The 19519-nt window shown below is 53.9% G+C and carries 18 protein-coding genes; 9 read left to right on the top strand and 9 right to left on the bottom strand.

Going from position 1 to position 19519, the window contains the following annotated elements:
- Positions 1 to 6 precede the first annotated feature (6 nt).
- Positions 7 to 666 (top strand): AzlC family ABC transporter permease, encoded by a 660-nt coding sequence (locus ABR39_RS01780; protein WP_047345525.1) that lies wholly within the window; start codon positions 7 to 9, stop codon positions 664 to 666.
- On the top strand, positions 666 to 989 hold the full coding sequence (locus ABR39_RS01785) for an AzlD domain-containing protein (protein ID WP_024909205.1): 324 nt from the start codon (positions 666 to 668) through the stop codon (positions 987 to 989). Before ABR39_RS01780 ends, ABR39_RS01785 begins: the two co-directional genes overlap by 1 nt.
- A 40-nt stretch (positions 990 to 1029) precedes the next feature.
- Here ABR39_RS01785 and ABR39_RS01790 read toward each other — a convergent pair whose 3' ends face one another.
- Positions 1030 to 1242, bottom strand: coding sequence for a DUF1471 domain-containing protein (locus tag ABR39_RS01790; protein ID WP_047345526.1), 213 nt, complete (start codon positions 1240 to 1242; stop codon positions 1030 to 1032).
- 114 nt (positions 1243 to 1356) lie between these two features.
- The gene (gene fdhD, locus ABR39_RS01795) at positions 1357 to 2193 is read right to left on the bottom strand and encodes a formate dehydrogenase accessory sulfurtransferase FdhD (RefSeq protein WP_047345527.1); all 837 of its coding nucleotides are present in this window, start codon (positions 2191 to 2193) and stop codon (positions 1357 to 1359) included.
- A gap of 371 nt (positions 2194 to 2564) precedes the next feature.
- On the opposite strand from fdhD, the gene fdnG reads away from it, so the two are divergent.
- From fdnG to fdhE, 4 genes are read left to right on the top strand one after another with little or no spacing between them, the layout of a single operon-like run.
- On the top strand, positions 2565 to 5615 hold the full coding sequence (gene fdnG, locus ABR39_RS01805) for a formate dehydrogenase-N subunit alpha (RefSeq protein ID WP_165587270.1): 3051 nt from the start codon (positions 2565 to 2567) through the stop codon (positions 5613 to 5615).
- Positions 5616 to 5627: 12 nt separating this feature from the next.
- The gene (fdxH, locus tag ABR39_RS01810) at positions 5628 to 6530 is read left to right on the top strand and encodes a formate dehydrogenase subunit beta (protein WP_010436855.1); all 903 of its coding nucleotides are present in this window, start codon (positions 5628 to 5630) and stop codon (positions 6528 to 6530) included.
- Complete coding sequence (fdoI, locus tag ABR39_RS01815; protein ID WP_008501832.1) at positions 6527 to 7162, top strand: formate dehydrogenase cytochrome b556 subunit; 636 nt, start codon at positions 6527 to 6529, stop codon at positions 7160 to 7162. Before fdxH ends, fdoI begins: the two co-directional genes overlap by 4 nt.
- Positions 7159 to 8088: a formate dehydrogenase accessory protein FdhE gene (gene fdhE, locus ABR39_RS01820; protein ID WP_047345529.1), complete on the top strand. Its 930-nt coding sequence runs from the start codon at positions 7159 to 7161 to the stop codon at positions 8086 to 8088. The genes fdoI and fdhE overlap by 4 nt, the downstream gene beginning before the upstream one ends.
- A 39-nt stretch (positions 8089 to 8127) precedes the next feature.
- Here fdhE and ABR39_RS01825 read toward each other — a convergent pair whose 3' ends face one another.
- Positions 8128 to 8499 (bottom strand): type II toxin-antitoxin system VapC family toxin, encoded by a 372-nt coding sequence (locus tag ABR39_RS01825; protein ID WP_032639936.1) that lies wholly within the window; start codon positions 8497 to 8499, stop codon positions 8128 to 8130.
- 2 nt (positions 8500 to 8501) lie between these two features.
- On the bottom strand, positions 8502 to 8744 hold the full coding sequence (locus ABR39_RS01830; RefSeq protein ID WP_047345530.1) for a CopG family transcriptional regulator: 243 nt from the start codon (positions 8742 to 8744) through the stop codon (positions 8502 to 8504).
- A 198-nt stretch (positions 8745 to 8942) separates the two neighbouring features.
- Between ABR39_RS01830 and ABR39_RS01835 the strand changes: the two genes are divergently transcribed.
- Positions 8943 to 9860: an alpha/beta hydrolase gene (locus ABR39_RS01835; protein WP_047345531.1), complete on the top strand. Its 918-nt coding sequence runs from the start codon at positions 8943 to 8945 to the stop codon at positions 9858 to 9860.
- Between the two features lie 11 nt (positions 9861 to 9871).
- On the opposite strand, the gene fabY is transcribed toward ABR39_RS01835, so the two are convergent.
- From fabY to yihX, 4 genes are read right to left on the bottom strand one after another with little or no spacing between them, the layout of a single operon-like run.
- Positions 9872 to 10813, bottom strand: coding sequence for a fatty acid biosynthesis protein FabY (fabY, locus tag ABR39_RS01840; protein WP_025759561.1), 942 nt, complete (start codon positions 10811 to 10813; stop codon positions 9872 to 9874).
- A 44-nt stretch (positions 10814 to 10857) separates the two neighbouring features.
- The gene (gene dtd / locus ABR39_RS01845) at positions 10858 to 11295 is read right to left on the bottom strand and encodes a D-aminoacyl-tRNA deacylase (protein ID WP_047345532.1); all 438 of its coding nucleotides are present in this window, start codon (positions 11293 to 11295) and stop codon (positions 10858 to 10860) included.
- Complete coding sequence (locus ABR39_RS01850) at positions 11292 to 12173, bottom strand: virulence factor BrkB family protein (RefSeq protein WP_047345533.1); 882 nt, start codon at positions 12171 to 12173, stop codon at positions 11292 to 11294. The genes dtd and ABR39_RS01850 overlap by 4 nt, the downstream gene beginning before the upstream one ends.
- Positions 12167 to 12766, bottom strand: coding sequence for a glucose-1-phosphatase (yihX, locus tag ABR39_RS01855; protein WP_047345534.1), 600 nt, complete (start codon positions 12764 to 12766; stop codon positions 12167 to 12169). Before yihX ends, ABR39_RS01850 begins: the two co-directional genes overlap by 7 nt.
- Before the next feature lie 838 nt (positions 12767 to 13604).
- On the opposite strand from yihX, the gene ABR39_RS01860 reads away from it, so the two are divergent.
- Positions 13605 to 14222: a hypothetical protein gene (locus ABR39_RS01860; RefSeq protein ID WP_047345535.1), complete on the top strand. Its 618-nt coding sequence runs from the start codon at positions 13605 to 13607 to the stop codon at positions 14220 to 14222.
- Between the two features lie 71 nt (positions 14223 to 14293).
- Complete coding sequence (locus tag ABR39_RS01865; RefSeq protein WP_047345536.1) at positions 14294 to 17266, top strand: autotransporter outer membrane beta-barrel domain-containing protein; 2973 nt, start codon at positions 14294 to 14296, stop codon at positions 17264 to 17266.
- Between the two features lie 52 nt (positions 17267 to 17318).
- Here ABR39_RS01865 and typA read toward each other — a convergent pair whose 3' ends face one another.
- The gene (gene typA, locus ABR39_RS01870; protein WP_023333895.1) at positions 17319 to 19142 is read right to left on the bottom strand and encodes a ribosome-dependent GTPase TypA; all 1824 of its coding nucleotides are present in this window, start codon (positions 19140 to 19142) and stop codon (positions 17319 to 17321) included.
- Between the last annotated feature and the right edge of the window lie 377 nt (positions 19143 to 19519).

Consider the following 19519-nt stretch of genomic DNA (forward strand, 5'->3'; position numbering starts at 1 on the left):
AATTGTATGAAGCATCATCTCTCCTGCCTGAAAGGCGACACCATAAAAGCAATCATCCTGGTTTGCCTCGCGGTCGGCGTGGTCGGGATGTCCTACGGCTCCCTGGCGATGGCCTACGGTTTTCCGGTCTGGGTACCGTTTGTACTCTCCATTACCGTGCTCGCGGGCGCGTCCGAATTTATGTTTATCGGCATTGTGGCAAGCGGCGGTAACCCGCTGGCGGCAGCGGCGGCGGGGTTGCTGGTCAACGCGCGCCATGTGCCGTTCGGCGTGACGGTGCGTGAACTGGTGGGCAAACGGGGCCTGAGCCTTCTGGGTTGCCACATCATGAACGACGAAAGCGTGGTGTTTGGCCTGTCGCAAAAAACGCCCGAACAGCGGAAAGCGGCGTACTGGTTATGCGGTTTAGGCGTGGCGATTATCTGGCCGCTGGGGACCCTGCTGGGCGCCATGGTCGGCAAATTGCTGCCGGATCCGGAAACCATCGGTCTGGATGCGGTCTTCCCGGCCATATTGCTGGCGTTAGTGGTGCCCGCGTTTAAAAACCGCACCACGCTAATCCGCGCCTGCAGCGGCGCCGCTCTGTCGCTGGCCGCCGTGCCGTTTGCCCCGGTAGGATTACCGGTGCTGCTCTCTTTACTGGGTCTCGCTGCGAGGAAAAAATAATGGGAAATATGACGTTTTTTATTCTCGGCATCGCCATTTTGTCTGCGGGAACGTATCTGATGCGTCTTGGCGGGGCGAAACTCGGCAGCAGGCTGGCATTGTCGGAGCGTTCTCAGGCGCTGTTGTCAGATGCGGCAACGGTATTGCTGTTTTCCGTGGCGCTGGCGACCACGTTTTATGAAGGGGAACACTTCGCCGGCATGGCCCGCGTGCTGGGCGTGGCGTTTGCGGTATTTCTGGCCTGGCGGAAAATGCCGTTAATTGTGGTCATCGTGGCCGCGGCAGTGGTAACTGCGCTGCTGCGCGTGGCGGGCATAAACTAAAAAAGCGCCCCGGGGGCGCTCTTTCGACGGTGTGACTCGCTTATTTAGTCAGTTCAGCGGTCATGTGTACGCGGTTACCTGAGAACGCCTGGGTAATTTTGTACGATGACGCACCGGCTTCCTGAGCCTGAGCCGCGATTTTCGCTTCTGCACCGTCAATGGTGGATGCGGTTGCGGTCACGGTCTGCGCAGCGAAAGAACCGAAAGAAGCAGCCAGAGCGATTACAGCGACAAAAGTTTTGATGCTTTTCATGATTTAAACCCTTTCATTAAGTTGTTTAGGTAAGGCACCGTGCCTTGATGAGATAAATACTAGACCTCATCGCGATCAACTAAAAGCGGAAGGATTTGCTATTATCATTCAAAATTACTGATTAACTATCAATCGCTGCGGATGGGTATAAATTGTCGCCCTTCCCGGCTTGCAGAAGCCCACCAGCGTCAGGTTGCAGCGCTCCGCCACCTCCACCGCCAGCGTGGTTGCCGCCGACACGGCAAACAGGATTTCTACCCCGCACATCGCCGATTTTTGCACCATCTCATAGCTGGCCCGGCTGGAAACGAGCGCCGCGCCCTGCTGCCAGACCTCACTTTCACGCGCGCGACGACCGAGCAGCTTATCCAACGCCACATGGCGGCCAACGTCCTCATGTCCCCCGGCGATATCGCCCGACGGCAACACCCACGCTGCCGCGTGCGTGCAGCCGCTCAGCTGGCCGATGGGCTGTACGTCGTTGAGGTGCTCAAGCGCATGGTTGAGGTTCGCCAGATTGAAGGTCTGAGTAAACGGCAGAGGTACAAGAGGCTTACCAATATCGTTGAGCTGCTCAACGCCGCAGACGCCGCAGCCGGTGCGCCCGGCCAGCGCCCGGCGGCGCTCTTTTAATCCCATAAAGCGGCGGCTGGAGAGCTCAATTTGTACTTCAAGGCCGTTGCATGCCTGCACCACGTCCATGCCGTAGATCTCCTGTGGCTGCTCGATGATGCCTTCCGAAAGGGAGAACCCTATCGCGAACAGCTCAAGATCTTTCGGCGAAGCCATCATCACCACATGCGAGATGCCGTTGTAAACGAGCGCAACGGGCACTTCTTCCGCCAGAAAATCAGGCGTGGCATGGGTAATCTGGGGAGGTCTGTGTACTGACAGTTCCACAATGCCGGCAGGCAGGGGCGACGGATAGGGAGCACGGTTTTGTTTAGACACAGCGGTATTCCTGAACAACCACGGAAGCGAGCCTGCTATTGCAGCACAAACTACAGGCGTTACGCATAGTATGGATCAACTTTTCGACAACCATTCTCCTACTCATTTAGAAGGGGTGCAACCTGACGCCCGCTACACCGCTTTAACATGCAGAGCTGTTAATGTGATCGATATCACACTTTATAATCAACATGGTGATAATACGTTCACTTTGTATTAACGCCATTAGAACAGCTGTACCGACATTGTGGTATTCTGATGATATCCCTCGTGGAATTGAGGGATTAACGCAAATTTTTTCCTTTGCGGTCATTTTTCAACCGTGAAGTCAAAACTACATATGTAAGCAATGTCGAAACAAGGAGTGACCCATGCAGGTCAGCAGAAGGCAGTTCTTTAAGATCTGCGCTGGCGGTATGGCAGGCACCACGGCAGCGGCACTGGGCTTTGCGCCCGGCGTAGCGCTGGCGGAAACGCGGCAGTATAAACTGCTGCGCACCCGTGAAACCCGTAATACCTGTACGTACTGCTCTGTCGGTTGCGGGCTGTTGATGTATAGCCTCGGCGACGGTGCTAAAAACGCCAAAGCGTCTATTTTCCATATCGAAGGCGACCCGGATCATCCGGTCAACCGCGGCGCATTGTGCCCGAAAGGGGCTGGTCTGGTGGACTTTATCCACTCCGAAAGCCGCCTCAAATTCCCTGAATATCGCGCGCCTGGCTCCGACAAATGGCAGCAAATCAGCTGGGAAGAGGCGTTTGACCGCATCGCAAAACATATTAAAGAAGACCGCGATGCCAACTTTATTGAGAAGAACGCCGATGGCGTCACGGTCAACCGCTGGCTCTCCACCGGGATGCTGTGTGCCTCTGCTTCCAGCAACGAAACCGGTTATTTAACCCAGAAATTCACGCGCGCACTTGGTATGCTCGCGGTCGACAACCAGGCGCGTGTCTGACACGGACCAACGGTAGCAAGTCTTGCTCCAACATTTGGTCGCGGTGCGATGACCAACCACTGGGTCGACATCAAGAACGCCAACCTCATTGTGGTGATGGGCGGTAACGCCGCTGAAGCGCACCCTGTCGGGTTCCGCTGGGCGATGGAAGCCAAAATCCACAACGGTGCGAAACTGATTGTGATCGATCCCCGCTTTACGCGTACTGCGTCAGTGGCGGATTTCTACACCCCTATTCGTTCAGGTACTGACATCACTTTCCTGTCAGGCGTATTGCTGTACCTGATGACCAACGAAAAATATAACCGCGAATACACCGAAGCCTATACCAACGCCAGCCTGATCGTGCGTGAGGATTACCACTTCGAAGATGGCCTGTTCAGCGGTTACGACGCCGAAAAACGCAAATACGATAAAACCAGCTGGAACTACGAGCTGGATGAAAAAGGCTTTGCGAAGCGCGATACCACTCTGCAACACCCGCGCTGCGTGTGGAACCTGCTGAAAGAGCACGTTTCCCGCTACACGCCGGAAGTTGTCGAAAACATCTGTGGTACGCCGAAGGCGGACTTCCTGAAGGTTTGCGAACTTATCGCCGAAACCAGCGCGAAAGATAAAACCGCGTCGTTCCTGTACGCCCTCGGCTGGACGCAACACTCCATCGGCGCGCAGAACATCCGTACCATGGCGATGGTTCAGCTGCTGCTCGGCAATATGGGGATGGCTGGCGGCGGCGTAAACGCCCTGCGCGGTCACTCCAATATTCAGGGCCTGACCGACCTCGGCCTGCTGTCTCAAAGCCTGCCGGGTTACATGAACCTGCCAAGCGAGAAACAGACCGACCTGCAAACCTACCTGACGGCCAGCACGCCTAAGCCGCTGCTTGAAGGCCAGGTGAACTACTGGGGCAACTATCCGAAGTTCTTCGTCTCGATGATGAAAGCCTTCTTCGGTGACAAAGCGACAGCGGAAAACAGCTGGGGCTTTGACTGGCTGCCGAAGTGGGACAAGGGTTACGACGTTCTGCAGTATTTCGAGATGATGCATCAGGGCAAAGTGAATGGCTATCTGTGCCAGGGCTTTAACCCGGTTGCCTCGTTCCCGAACAAGAACAAGGTTGTTGAGTCGCTGTCGAAACTGAAGTTCCTGGTGACGATTGACCCGCTCAATACCGAGACCTCAACCTTCTGGCAGAACCACGGTGAATCGAACGATGTCGATCCATCGAAGATTCAGACCGAAGTGTTCCGTCTGCCATCGACCTGCTTTGCGGAAGAGAATGGTTCTATCGTCAACTCCGGACGCTGGCTGCAGTGGCACTGGAAAGGCGCGGACGCCCCGGGCATCGCCATGAACGACGGCGAAATCCTGGCCGGTATCTTCTTACGCCTGCGTAAGATGTACGCGGCTGAAGGCGGCGCGAACCCGGAACCGGTTCTGAACATGACCTGGAACTACTCGACGCCGGAAAACCCGGCGCCGGAAGAAGTGGCGATGGAGAGCAACGGTAAGGCGCTGGCGGACGTTATCGACCCGGCCACCGGTACCGTGCTGGCGAAGAAAGGCGATCAGCTCAGCACCTTCGCGCACCTGCGCGATGACGGCACAACCTCCAGCGGCTGCTGGATCTTTGCCGGTAGCTGGACGCCGAAAGGTAACCAGATGGCCAACCGCGATAACGCCGACCCGTCGGGCCTCGGCAATACGCTGGGCTGGGCATGGGCGTGGCCGCTCAACCGCCGCATCCTCTATAACCGCGCATCCGCTGACCCGCAGGGCAACCCGTGGGATCCGAAGCGTCAGCTGCTGAAGTGGGACGGCGCAAAATGGGGCGGCGTGGATATTCCGGACTACAACACTGCCGCACCCGGCAGCGATGTCGGGCCGTTTATCATGCAGCCTGAAGGGATGGGACGCCTGTTTGCTATCGATAAGATGGCGGAAGGGCCGTTCCCGGAACACTACGAGCCGTTTGAGACGCCGCTGGGCACCAACCCGCTGCACCCGAACGTGGTCTCTAACCCGGCAGCCCGTATCTTTAAGGGCGATTTCGACGCGCTGGGTAAAAAAGACAAGTTCCCGTACGTGGGTACCACCTACCGTCTGACTGAACACTTCCACTACTGGACCAAGCACGCGCTGCTTAACGCCATCGCGCAGCCGGAACAGTTTGTGGAGATCGGCGAGAAGCTGGCGGGCAAGCTCGGCATCGCCCATGGCGATACGGTGAAGGTCTCCTCTAACCGCGGCTATATCAAAGCCAAGGCGGTGGTGACCAAGCGTATTCGCACGCTGAACGTTCACGGTCAGCAGGTAGATACCATCGGTATTCCTATTCACTGGGGCTATGAGGGCGTGGCAAAGAAAGGGTTCATTGCGAACACCCTGACGCCGTTCGTCGGCGATGCGAACACGCAGACGCCGGAGTTTAAGGCCTTCCTCGTGAACGTGGAAAAGGTGTAACGGAGACGACTTATGGCTTATCAATCTCAAGACATTATCCGTCGTTCCGCGACAAACAGTTTCACGCCCGCGCCTCAGGCGCGGGACCACCAGCAGGAAGTGGCGAAGCTCATCGACGTGACCACCTGTATCGGCTGTAAAGCCTGTCAGGTGGCCTGCTCAGAGTGGAACGACCTCCGTGACGAAGTCGGTCACAACGTCGGGGTGTACGACAACCCGGCTGACCTGACCGCCAAGTCCTGGACGGTGATGCGTTTCTCCGAAGTGGAGCAGAACGACAAGCTGGAATGGCTTATCCGCAAAGACGGCTGTATGCACTGCGCGGATCCGGGCTGCCTGAAGGCGTGTCCGTCAGAAGGGGCTATCATTCAGTATGCTAACGGCATCGTCGACTTCCAGTCCGAACAGTGCATTGGCTGCGGCTACTGCATTGCGGGCTGTCCGTTCGACGTACCGCGCCTGAACCCGGAAGACAACCGCGTCTACAAATGTACGCTGTGTGTAGACCGCGTCACCGTCGGCCAGGAGCCAGCGTGCGTCAAGACCTGTCCAACCGGTGCTATCCACTTTGGCTCTAAAGAGGATATGAAAACGCTGGCGGCAGAGCGCGTGGGCGAACTGAAAACCCGTGGTTACGACAACGCTGGCCTGTACGATCCGGCCGGTGTTGGCGGTACGCACGTGATGTATGTGCTGCACCACGCCGACAAGCCGAACCTGTATCACGGCCTGCCGGAGAACCCGGAAATCAGCGCCACCGTGAAGTTCTGGAAAGGCATCTGGAAACCGCTGGCAGCGGTCGGTTTTGCTGCCACCTTCGCAGCGAGCATCTTCCACTACGTCGGCGTCGGTCCGAACCGCGCGGAAGAGGAAGACGACAACCTGCATGAAGAGAAAGACGAGGTGCGCAAATGAGAAAACGTGACACCATCGTGCGCTACACCGCGCCGGAACGTATCAACCACTGGGTCACCGCCTTCTGCTTCATGCTGGCGGCGATAAGCGGGCTGGGGTTCTTCTTCCCCTCCTTCAACTGGCTGATGCAGATCATGGGGACACCGCAGCTGGCGCGTATCCTGCACCCGTTTGTGGGCGTCATCATGTTCGCGTCGTTCATCATCATGTTTTTCCGCTACTGGCACCATAACCTAATCAATCGGGATGATATCTTTTGGGCGAAGAATATTCGTAAGATCGTCGTCAACGAGGAAGTAGGTGACACCGGGCGTTATAACTTCGGCCAGAAATGCGTATTCTGGGCGGCGATTATCTTCCTGGTCCTGTTGCTGGTGAGCGGCGTGATCATCTGGCGTCCGTACTTTGCGCCTGCTTTCTCAATCCCGGTGATCCGATTCGCGCTGATGCTGCATTCATTTGCCGCAGTGGCGTTAATTGTGGTTATCATGGTGCATATCTACGCCGCCCTCTGGGTGAAAGGCACCATTACCGCGATGGTGGAAGGATGGGTAACCAGCACGTGGGCGAAGAAACATCACCCGCGCTGGTACCGTGAGGTCCGCCAGAAACAGGAAAAGTCATCTGAATGAGTATTCGCATAATCCCGCAAGATGAGCTGGGGTCGAGCGAGAAACGCACGGCGGATTATATTCCGCCGTTGTTATTCCCCAGACTCAAGAACCTCTACAACCGCCGCGCAGAGCGTCTGCGCGAGCTGGCAGAGAACAACCCGCTGGGCGATTTTCTGCGTTTTGCCGCGCTGGTAGCCCACGCGCAGGAAGTGGTGCTGTACGACCACCCGCTGCAAATGGACCTGACCGCGCGCATCAAAGAAGCCAACGCGCAGGGCAAGCCGCCGCTGGATATTCACGTTCTGCCGCGCGACAAGCACTGGCATAAGCTGCTGAATTCGCTGATTGCCGAGCTGAAGCCCGAGATGAGCGGCACCGCGCTGGCGGTCATTGAGAATCTGGAAAAAGCGTCCGAGCAGGAGCTGGAAGAGATGGCGAGCGCGCTGTTTGCGTCCGACTTCTCGCTGGTCAGCAGTGATAAAGCGCCGTTTATCTGGGCTGCGCTGTCGCTTTACTGGGCGCAAATGGCCAGCCTGATCCCTGGCAAAGCCCGCGCCGAATACGGTGAAGCACGCCAGTTCTGCCCGGTATGTGGCTCAATGCCGGTCTCCAGCATGGTGCAAATCGGCACCACTCAGGGGCTGCGCTACCTGCACTGCAACCTGTGTGAAACCGAGTGGCACGTGGTGCGCATCAAGTGCAGCAACTGCGAGCAGACCCGCGATCTGAACTACTGGTCGCTGGAAAACGAAGAAGCGGCGGTAAAAGCCGAAAGCTGCGGCGACTGCGGGACCTACCTGAAGATTCTCTATCAGGAAAAAGACCCGAAAGTTGAAGCGGTCGCTGACGATCTCGCCTCGCTGATTCTGGACGCGAAGATGGAGCAGGAGGGCTTTGCCCGCAGCTCTATCAACCCGTTCCTGTTCCCGGGTGAAGGGGAGTAGTCTTCTGTGACAGTGCCGGGCGACGCAAGCTTGCCCGGCCTACAGTTGATAAGGTAAAACCACCCCGGCGATGCCCTGAAAGTCTTTGGTGTTCCGGGTGATTAACGGGCAATTTCTGCTTTGGGCAGTCGCTAAAATAATGGCATCCGGAAGTTTCATGCCATGCTTCTCGCGGAGCACTACGCTTCTTTCCGCTATCTCTCGGGTTACATCAATTATCTCAAAAGCACCCATTACCGCCGCTGTTTTCGCTTCATGACCATGCTTACGTGCCCCCACCATGACTTCCATCCATGTGATTAGACTGATCGCTCGGTGCGATGCTGCGCTTTCGATTGTATTTGCTGCCTCGACGCGATTATTGAAAAGGTCGATCAGAATGTTGGTATCAAACACCGCCATGTGTTCCATACCTACCACTCCTCACGCAGCTTACGTTCATACTCAAGCCCATCTTCCTGCTGGTTTCCCCAGAGCCCAAGCGCGTCGCGAATAACCGAAGAACTCTGCTGATCGAGATATTGCTCGATTGCTTCACGCAGTAATTCGGCACGAGGTTGGTTACGCAGCTGCTTGAGGTTATCGAGACGCTGAATAACGTCTTCCGACAAATCGATCAGGATCCTGCCCATGTTAAGCTCCGCCAGTAAACTCATATATCACCTCAGTATATCATTATTGAACATTTTTAAGGCAACATACGCTTTTTTTAAGTAGGGTTAAAGCAGCTGGCAAGCGTTTACCTGGTATTTGCGAGCCGCTTTCCAGATCCCTGAGCTCACAAAATTTGTTGTTTTCTTCCGCATGAAACCAGGCTATAACTGTATATTCATACAGCTTAGAAGAACGTTAATATGGCTCTGGAAAACGGGATCGCGCAGTTAGTTAAGGACTTTATTGATGCAGGAAAGCCTTCTTCGCGTGACCAGAATATTGATGACCGAAGAAAAGGATATATTGCCAGTACGGTACTTGCCGGGAAAAAAGAAGCTCGCGTCCAGGTTGAAACGCGCGTCATTGATGACCTCACCTTTCGGATTTATTCGCCTCTCAATGCCACCGAAACGTTACCCGGTGCCCTCTATTATCACGGCGGATGCTTTGTCAGCGGAGGGTTTGAAACCCATGATAACCAGCTCCGCCAGCTGGCGTTTTACGGTAACTGTCGGGTCATTGCGGTTCAGTACAGACTGGCGCCCGAGCATACGTTCCCTGCTGCGCATGACGACGCAGAGCGAGCGGCAGCGCTTGTCTGGCAAAATGCAGAAGCATTTGGTGTAAACAAAAACCGCATCACCCTTTGCGGTGACAGCGCAGGGGGGCATCTGGCGCTGGTGACGGCTCTGCGGATTAAGGCCAAAGGCCTCTGGAACCCGGCCCAGCTCATTCTTATCTACCCCATGCTCGACGCTACGGCCAGTTTTGAAAGCTATACCCTTAATGGCCAGGATTACGTGATTACCCGCGATACCCTGCTCAGCGGATATGAAATGTATCTCGCAGACACCGATCGTCAGCATCCCGAAGCCAGCCCGCTATGGCGGAATGATTTTAACGGTCTTCCGCCGGTGCACATTATTACCGCCGAGTACGATCCGCTATGCGATGAGGGAGAAATGTTGTACCAGTATCTGGCAGAGCAAGAGGTGAGGTGTACCGCTCAACGGTGGCAGGGGGTAATGCATGGCTTTTTCCAGCTTGGTGGCATTAGCCAGTCAGCGCGAGACGTTATGCGGGACATCGCCTGGCGGATAAGCTCCGCCCGGCGATAACGCTGAAGAGATTACTCTTCCTCGTTCCCACCCTCTTCATACGCGCCAAAAGGCTTCGCCGGAAGAACGATATAGGTGCCTTCAAACACCGCGCCCGGCGTTTTATCGCCAAACAGTTCAACCTGCATCTGGACGCGGGCTTTGCGACCGCGAGCCAGGCGGTCGAGATCGCCACCCAGTGAACCCAGGTCGGCCACCGCGCTCGGCTTGCCGCTTATCGGTGCGCTATAGCGAATATGAGCGTCGGCAAGAATGATCGTGCCGCCCAGATGGCGCTCGCGCAGCATCAGCCAGATAAGCCCCCAGCCGGTAAGCGTGGCCAGCGAGAACAGGCTGCCGGCAAACAGAGTATGGTGCGGGTTCTGATTGCCGGTTTCCGGCATGGTGGTAATAAATTTTTGTCCGGTGTACTGCTGAATACGCACGCCCATTTTTTCGCTGAGCGGAATGTGCTGATACCAGGCCTGCTGCAGCTGTCCGCACCAGTCAGCGCGATGGAGAATATCATCCAGCGTGGCGATGGGTTTGATCATCAAAAAATGACGAATCGGGGTGGTTTGCGGGGTCGTGATCTCCCCCTGATTCACAAAACCGAGCTTGGCAAAGAACTCGACGGCATCTTCGCGGGCGCTACAGGTGACGCGCTTAACGCCTTCCTGACGGGCGACGGATTCCAGGGTCATCGCCATAAGCGTCCCCAGACCTTTGTCCTGCACGGAGGGATGAACCGCCATAAAGCGAATCGAGGCTTCGTTATCGGCATTGATATACAAACGCCCGACGGCGACGAGGTTGCCCTCTTCGTCCATCACCATCTGATGGTGGGCCATCGCGTCCCAGGCGTCGCGTTCAGACCCTTTTGGCTGATGTAATGGCTTGCGTAGCATTTCCCAGCGGAACTGGTAATAGGCTTCTAACTCTTCTTCCGTTTGCGGTACTCGAAGGTGATACATAGCTGTACTCTCTCTTGTTACCCGCGGCCACGCCGCCAGTTGGCTCATACCTGGAGCCAGAATGTGACGGGGCCATCGTTCACCAGCGAAACCTGCATATCTGCAGCGAATCGTCCGGTTTGCGTATTCATTTCCTGCTGGCGACAACGCTCAACAAAGTATTCATAAAGTTCTTCTGCACGATCCGGCGCGGCGCCTTTAGAGAAACTCGGGCGCATGCCGCGCTCGGTATCCGCAGCCAGCGTAAACTGGGAAACCACCAGCACGCTGCCGCCCGCCTGCTGGACGTTCAGGTTCATTTTACCTTCCGCATCGCTGAAAATACGGTAGCCCAGCACGCGCTCGCACAAGCGGTTGGCTTTTTGTTCGTCATCATCCTTTTCGACACCTAACAACACCAAAAGTCCTGGGCCAATTTCACCCGTCACCTCTCCCTCCACGGTGACGCTGGCACGGGTTACGCGCTGTATCAATGCAATCATGGTTGGTCTGCTTCTTGTTGTTTTTCAGCTGCTGCTGCTTTTTTAAGTTCGCGGTATACACCGAGAGTGACAGTTATTTCAGCACCAAGCAAGACGATACACCAGGTCCAGTAGACCCAGACAAACAAAATGGGGATCACCGCCAGCACGCCGTATATCAGCTGATAGGACGGGAACATAGTGATGTAGAGGGCAAACCCTTTTTTTCCCAGCTCAAAGAGCAATGCCGCCACCAGCGCCCCCACGACCGCATCGCGGTTAGGCACGCGCGTGGTCGGCACGACGCTATAGAGCAGCCAGAACGAGAGCCACGACAGGATCAAGGGAAAAATGCGAAGTACGTTATCAATAACGCCGTTTAAATCACTCGCCCAGCGCAGGGAAAGAAGGTAAGAACTGATTGCCAGGCTCGCCCCGGCCAGCAACGGCCCCAGCGTGAGAATCATCCAGTACACGGCAAAGGAATAGACCTTTGGTCGTGCCTTTTTACTCCGCCAGATGGTGTTCAGCGCGTTATCAATGGCATACATCAACAACAGCGCAGTGACGATAAGACCGCATGCCCCCACAGCCGTCATCTTGCTTGAGTTGGCAACAAACTGCTCAATGTAGTTCTGGATGACATCCCCGGTTGCAGGGATAAAATTTGCGAAGACAAAATGACGAAGCTGCAGGCTGACGTCCGCAAACATTGGAAAAGCGGAAAACAGGGCAAAGATAACCGCCACCAGCGGCACTAACGAGAGCAACGACACGTAGGCGAGGTTACCCGCCAGCGTGGTCATGTTGTCCTCATCAATGCGGTGCCAGAGCAGCTTCAGCCAGGCCCTCAGCGGGCGAGTATGGTGCGTGGCTTTTTGATGAACGGTTTTTAGCATAACTGCTTCGCAAAGTAGTTTGGTATCGTCTCTTTTCCGGTCACCAGAATTGACGTGATACCCAACTGATTAGCTCCCTCTATATTATCGGCATTGTCGTCGAAAAAGACCGCATCGGCCGCGGTAAAACCTTCTGCCTGGAGAACAGCCTGATAGATTCTGGCTTCAGGCTTACGCATACCCATCTCCTGCGAGAGATAGATCTTATCTGCCGCGGCCTTAACTTCAGGGTACTCCTCAGGCCAGAAGGTGGTGTGCAGACGGTTGGTATTCGACAGGACGACCACCCGATGCCCCTGCTCGCGAAGTTTATGCATGATGTCGATCACGTCCGGCCGTATGGCGACAAATACCGCCTGCCAGCCGTGTGAAAACTGCTCGTAGCTTAATGGGAGATCCATCTCCTGACAGAAGCGTTCAGCGAACTCTTCATCGCTAATCTCGCCGCGTTCATGCTGATGGAAGGTCTCGCCCATCGCGAAAATTTGCTTCAATGTCGCCAGCGGGACACGGCTAAAATCGCTCCATGCGCCCAGCACCCGATTAAAATCGATATCGACGATTACGTTTCCTAAATCAAAGATATAAAGCATGTTTATCTCCTGCTCGCCGTGGAGAATCAACTGTAGCGGGAATAAAGAGATTTGACTATGCGCGCGGTCGAAGGTGTGCGATTGATTTTTACGGCGTGTGATAAAAGCCCGGCAGCGTGGCGTTGATATCAGCCTCGTCCGCCGCATCCGCAAAGGTTTTAACAATGCGATCGTTATTTAATCCGCGCGTGTTCTGATGATAGCTGCAATGGTATCAAGCGCCCGGAAATATGATTGACCAGGGTTTTATTATCCGCGTCATACTCAACCAGCTTGTTAATGCGATACAGCTTTCCTTTTCTCTGCAATAACAAGATTTAACGCCATACGCTCAAAGGGCATACTTATATTTAACAATAATACAGGCCAGAGAAGATCATGGTGCGACATCATCTTATTTAAGATTAAAAATAAAGCATTAAATTTCAATTGGTTATAAGTGATTTTTCTTAGATTCACCTCATCTAAAACGATCTAATAAGATTTCATTACACTTCACCAGGCCAAATACTTATATTGGGGCACCACCAGGGAAAAGACTGATGCTTATGTAGATTTACGAAACGATTCTTTAGCTATTTGTGCCATTTCCGGATTTTTGTTCCCGGCTTTTCTTTGCAGAATAGTCTTAAGGGATTGTGGGATATTCCTGGAATACTGCTAAGACCTTTTGTTTGTTTGCTATGGCGCCGGTCTACCAAAATAGATGCTACCAGGAATTTATTTTCCCTGGCACTATTTTTCACAAACAAGACCAGACCGCTGTATATGTTTCAAGATTGACACATTTGAACGGCAGTGAAATATTGACAATGAAAATAAGACAGGAGTGGACTGGATGATATCATCGTCACAAAATGTTGTCCGCTGTATAAGCTGTGAATTGTCCTGTCAGTTATTTCCAGATAACGCAGTACGATCACAATACTGTGACAACGCCTCGTTTGCCGTTTGGCCGGTTGGTAATCATTTTTTAGAAATGGCAGTACAAGATAAGATATTGCGGAGAAACAAGAATCACTTATCACGCGGGTTTATTTTTGTAGATTTTTCGATATACAACCTGCGTGTGCTTGCAGATCCGCAATGGATTGAACGTCTGGCGATAACTAACATGAACATTGTTATTATTACAGACCGAAAACTGGAGGCACTGGCTAATTACTTTATCGCACAATACAGTGAAATAAAGGGAATTGTATATTTTGACGATAATGACGTTAAATTACAGGAAAAGATAAACTATCTTTTTTCCGGTAGACGTGTAGACAACAGGCGAAGAAATACCTTGAATGCTGTCGAATTCATGTTGCTTAACCGATTTATGTCAGGCGAGTGCCTCCAGGAGATAATAAAAACAAACAGCATCAATGTGAAACAAATTTATGTTCATAAAGTACGACTAGAGAGGAAATTAGGTACCAGCATTCATAAGCTTCTCGTTTCTATTTTGTAATATCAACTTTTTAACATACCCACATTTAATATGTGTGGAGGATGTTTTACGCCTGAAAGAAAGGGGCAGTTATGCCATATTTAATGAAACACTCACCAGTCGCGGTTGCGATTTCGCTGGCGCTATCGTCAGCACTATTCGCCGTACATGCTGCGGTAATAGATTTTGCTAATTTACCTGCCTCCGGAGCGGTAACGGATTTGCCTGCAGAAATACAGGCACTGATACCTGCAACAGCAAATTCAAACTTTAGCAAAAATACCGCCAATCCTAACTATGTCTATCAGTATAGCCCGGGTAATATCCCGATCTACGGAGATGGGATCACGCTCGAAGGGCCAGGGGCGGAAGCCTTTGAGCATTCCGTTACCGTTATTCAAAACTCCACGTCCGGCAGCCCAGGGGTGATATTTGGTGACGATCTGACTATTCGCACCCAGTCAAAAGCGGCCGCCAATAATGGTAAAGATGTTGATGGCATTCGTACCCATGGTATGAACACGCCGGACAACCCGGTGTTTATCATTACCGGCGATCGCACACACATTTACGTCAATGGCCAAAGCGGCGACGGCATTAATGCCGGGTATAGCTCCTTCAGCCAGGGCTCTCTCGGCTCCGCCAATATTTATGTGGGCGACGATCTCTATATCGAAACCACCGGCAGCACCGGTCGCGGGATTAGCGCCTATGCACTAAATGATGCATCGAAGGCCAAAAATAACGTTATCGTCGGCGATCGTGCGCATATTGTTACACGGGGCACCTACGCCGAGGGGATCCGCACCAACCAGAGTGGCTCATATGTCCGTCTGGGTGATGAGGCAACCATTGAAACGTTCGGCGCATCGGCCTACGGCCTGTATGCGGGTTCTGCGTCAAAAATTGAGCTAGGAAAAAACGCGGCCATTATTACTGACCAGAATAGCGCCTCCGGGATCTATTCAACCGGCTCATCGACCATCAACCTTGATGAGGGCGCCAGCATCACCACCAACGGCGCCAGCGCGCATGGCGTCTATGCCTACACCGGTGCGGTAAACCTTGGTGATAACGCCACTATTGCGGTAAACAGCAGCGCTAAAACAAGCAGCTCCGCGCAGGCTCCGCACGGGCTCTACGCCTGGTCACGTGGCGTGATAACGCTGGCGGGTGGCGCAACCATTACCACCGCTGGCCAGCGCGACAGCGGCAGCTATGCCCTGAACGCAGGTAATGGCGGGGTTATTGATGCATCCGCTGGTGGCAAATTCATCCTCAACGGCGATATTCTCTCCGCGGGCGGCATCGCGGCCACCAGCACGCTACCGGCACAAAACAGCACCATTACGCTGACAATGAATGACAACTCATTGTGGAACGGGGCGTCCTTCATTGAGAACAATGCCGCAGGCAGCGGTACCATCGCACTTACGATGAATGATGCCGTATGGAATATGCGCGACAGCTCCACGCTGACCAGCCTGACGCTGAACGCGGGCGGCACGATTAATTTCCAGCATCCCGAAGATGCAACCTGGCAAACCCTGACCATCAACGATGATTACATCGGCAACGGCGGCAAGCTGGTTTTCAATACCGTGCTGTTTGACGATACCTCTGAAACGGACAAGCTGATCGTCGAAGGGAATACTTCCGGCCATACCGGGGTGGAAGTGAACAACATTGGCGGTACCGGCGCACAAACCGTAGAAGGAATTGAGATTGTCAGCGTTGGCGGCAACTCTGATGGGACGTTTGCAAAGACCAGCCGTATCGTGGCGGGGGGTTATGACTATAACGTTGTGCAAAAAGGTAAAAACTGGTTCCTGACCAGCCTGGCTGAGCCCGTTGACCCACCGGACGACCCTGTTGACCCACCAGTTGACCCTGTTGATCCGCCAGTCGACCCTGTTGACCCGCCAGTTGACCCCGTAGACCCACCGGTTGACCCGGTAATTCCACCGGTCGATCCCGTTGACCCACCGGTTGACCCGGTAAGTCCGCCGGTCGACCCCGTAGACCCACCGGTTGACCCGGTTGTTCCACCGCAGGAACCGGTACCTCCGGCTGCGCCACCGAAAAGCGAGCATCAGTATCGTCCGGAATTTGGCAGCTATCAGGCGAACAGCTATGCGGCAAATACGCTGTTTATGACCCGCCTGCACGATCGTCTGGGTGAAACGCAGTACACCGACATCCTGACGGGTGAGCAAAAAGTAACAAGCCTGTGGATGCGTAACGTCGGCGGCCATACGCGGTTTAAAGACGGCAGCGGCCAGTTAAAGACCACAGCCAATCGCTACGTGCTCCAGATAGGGGGAGATGTGGCGCAATGGAGTTCCGACGGTCTGGATCGCTGGCATCTTGGCCTGATGGCCGGTTATGGCAACAGCCAGAGCCGGAGCGTTTCCAGCCTGACCGGATACCACTCGCGTGGCGAAGTTAATGGCTATAGCGTAGGCCTGTACGGTACCTGGTACGCAAACGAAGCGGATAAAAGCGGCACCTACGTTGATAGCTGGATGCTGTATAACTGGTTCGATAACAAGGTCATGGGGCAGGATCAGGCCACTGAGAGTTATCGCTCAAGTGGGGTAACCGCCTCTGTCGAAGCGGGATATAGCTTCAAGATGGGCGAAAGCGGTCGCAACAGCTACTGGCTCCAGCCAAAAGCGCAGGTGGTGTGGATGGACGTGCAGGCTGACGACCATCGCGAACGCAACGGCACGCGGGTGAAAGACGAAACCCAGGGAAACCTGATGACCCGTCTCGGCGTGAAGGCCTACATCAGCGGGCATAACGCGATTGACGACGGTAAATCCCGTACCTTCCAGCCGTTCATCGAAGCGAACTGGATCCACAATACCCAGACTACGCGCATCCGCATGGATGACGTCAGCAATGAGATGCGCGGTACGCGCAATATCGGTGAGCTTAAAACGGGTGTGGAGGGACAGATCACGCCGCAGCTTAGCGTCTGGGGCAACGTGGCTCAGCAGGTTGGCGATAAAGGCTTCAGCGATACGCAGGGAATGCTGGGGGTGAAATACAGCTTCAAATAACAACAAAAAAGCCGCTGATATCAGCGGCTTTTTTTACTACGGATTGACCGTATTACTCTTCTTTCGCACCGCGCATTGCACGTTTACGATCGTTCTCGGTCAGGTGACGTTTACGGATACGAATTGACTGAGGAGTCACTTCTACCAGTTCGTCGTCATCGATGAATTCCAGAGCTTGCTCCAGGGTCATCTTGATTGGTGGAACCAGAACCGTTGCTTCGTCAGTACCGGACGCACGCATGTTGGTCAGTTTCTTACCGGTCAGGCAGTTTACAGTCAGGTCGTTAGAACGGCTGTGAATACCGATGATCTGGCCTTCATAAACTTCAGCACCGTGACCCAGGAACAGCTTACCGCGATCCTGCAGACCGAACAGCGCAAACGCAACCGCTTTACCCTGACCATTGGAGATCAGCACGCCGTTGTTACGCTGGCCTACTTCGCCCGGACGAACGTCGTCATAGTGGCTGAAGGTGGAGTACAGCAGACCGGTACCAGAGGTCATGGTCATGAACTCTGAACGGAAGCCGATCAGACCACGGCTTGGGATCACGTAGTCGAGACGTACGCGGCCTTTGCCATCTGGATTCATGTTTTTCAGGTCGCCTTTACGCTCGCCCAGTGCCTGCATTACAGAACCCTGGTGCTGCTCTTCAACGTCCAGCGTCACGTTCTCGAACGGCTCTTGTTTACGGCCGTCGATTTCGCGGAAGATAACTTTCGGACGGGAAACCGCCATTTCGAAACCTTCACGACGCATGTTTTCGATCAGAACAGACAGGTGCAGCTCACCACGACCGGAAACGCGGAACGCATCAGCGTCCTGAGTTTCTTCAACGCGCAGCGCAACGTTGTGCACCAGCTCTTTGTTCAGGCGGTCAAGGATCTGACGAGAGGTAACGAACTTACCTTCTTTACCGCAGAACGGAGAGGTGTTGACGTTGAAGAACATCGATACGGTTGGTTCATCAACGGACAGGGCTGGCAGCGCTTCGACGTTCTGCGGATCGCAGATGGTGTCGGAGATGTTCAGTTCACCCAGACCGGTGATAGCGATGATGTCGCCCGCTTCTGCAACATCGCTCTCGATACGCTCAAGACCCAGGTGAGTCAGCACTTTGCCTACTTTACCGTTACGGGTTTTGCCTTCGCTATCGATGATAGTGACCTGCTGGTTAGGCTTCACTTTACCGCGCTTGATACGACCAATGCCGATTACGCCAACGTAGTTGTTGTAGTCGAGCTGAGAGATCTGCATCTGCAGGGTGCCGTCGAGATCGACGTTTGGCGCAGGAACACGGTCAACAATCGCCTGGTACAGCGGGGTCATGTCTTCAGCCATGTCTTCGTGGTCCAGACCTGCGATACCGTTCAGCGCAGACGCGTAAACGATAGGGAAGTCCAGCTGCTCGTCGGTCGCGTCGAGGTTAACGAACAGGTCGAATACCTGGTCAACAACCCAGTCAGGACGCGCGCCAGGGCGGTCAACTTTGTTGATAACAACGATTGGCTTCAGACCATGGGCAAATGCTTTTTTGGTCACGAAGCGCGTCTGTGGCATTGGGCCATCCATTGCGTCAACGACCAGCAGAACGGAGTCTACCATGGACATTACACGTTCAACTTCACCACCGAAGTCGGCGTGCCCTGGGGTATCAACGATGTTGATACGGTAGTCATTCCATTTAATCGCGGTGTTTTTCGCGAGGATGGTAATCCCACGCTCTTTCTCCAAATCGTTGGAGTCCATCACGCGTTCTTGGGTTTCGGCACGAGCATCAAACGTACCGGATTGCTGCAGCAGCTTATCAACCAGGGTAGTTTTACCATGGTCAACGTGCGCGATGATGGCGATGTTACGCAAATTTTCGATCACAACTTTGCCTCAGGCATTTAGAAATAGCGCGTTATTGTACACGGATTAATCGCACTACAAAACAGGATCACAAACATCCCCCGCAAACAAGTATTGCAGAGATGCTTTGTGATCGCTTTCACGGAGCGGTAAAAGGGCACTTTAACGTAAATTGCACCAATATGGTGCTCATTGTTCACATTGAAGCACTATACTGGTGCAACAAATCCATTGTGGTGCAGCCCTTTTGCACTATGGTGCGCATGATAACGCCTTTTTGGGGTGTTTTAAAAGTTGGCACAGATTTCGCTTTATAAAAAATACATGGCAACAGCCAGTACAAACAGAAATTGAAGACCTCGTTACCACGACGACAATGACCAATCTGGAGAGTTAAG

Origin of the sequence: Enterobacter genomosp. O (assembly GCF_001022965.1) — a bacterium.
Classification (GTDB): Bacteria; Pseudomonadota; Gammaproteobacteria; order Enterobacterales; family Enterobacteriaceae; genus Enterobacter; species Enterobacter cloacae_L.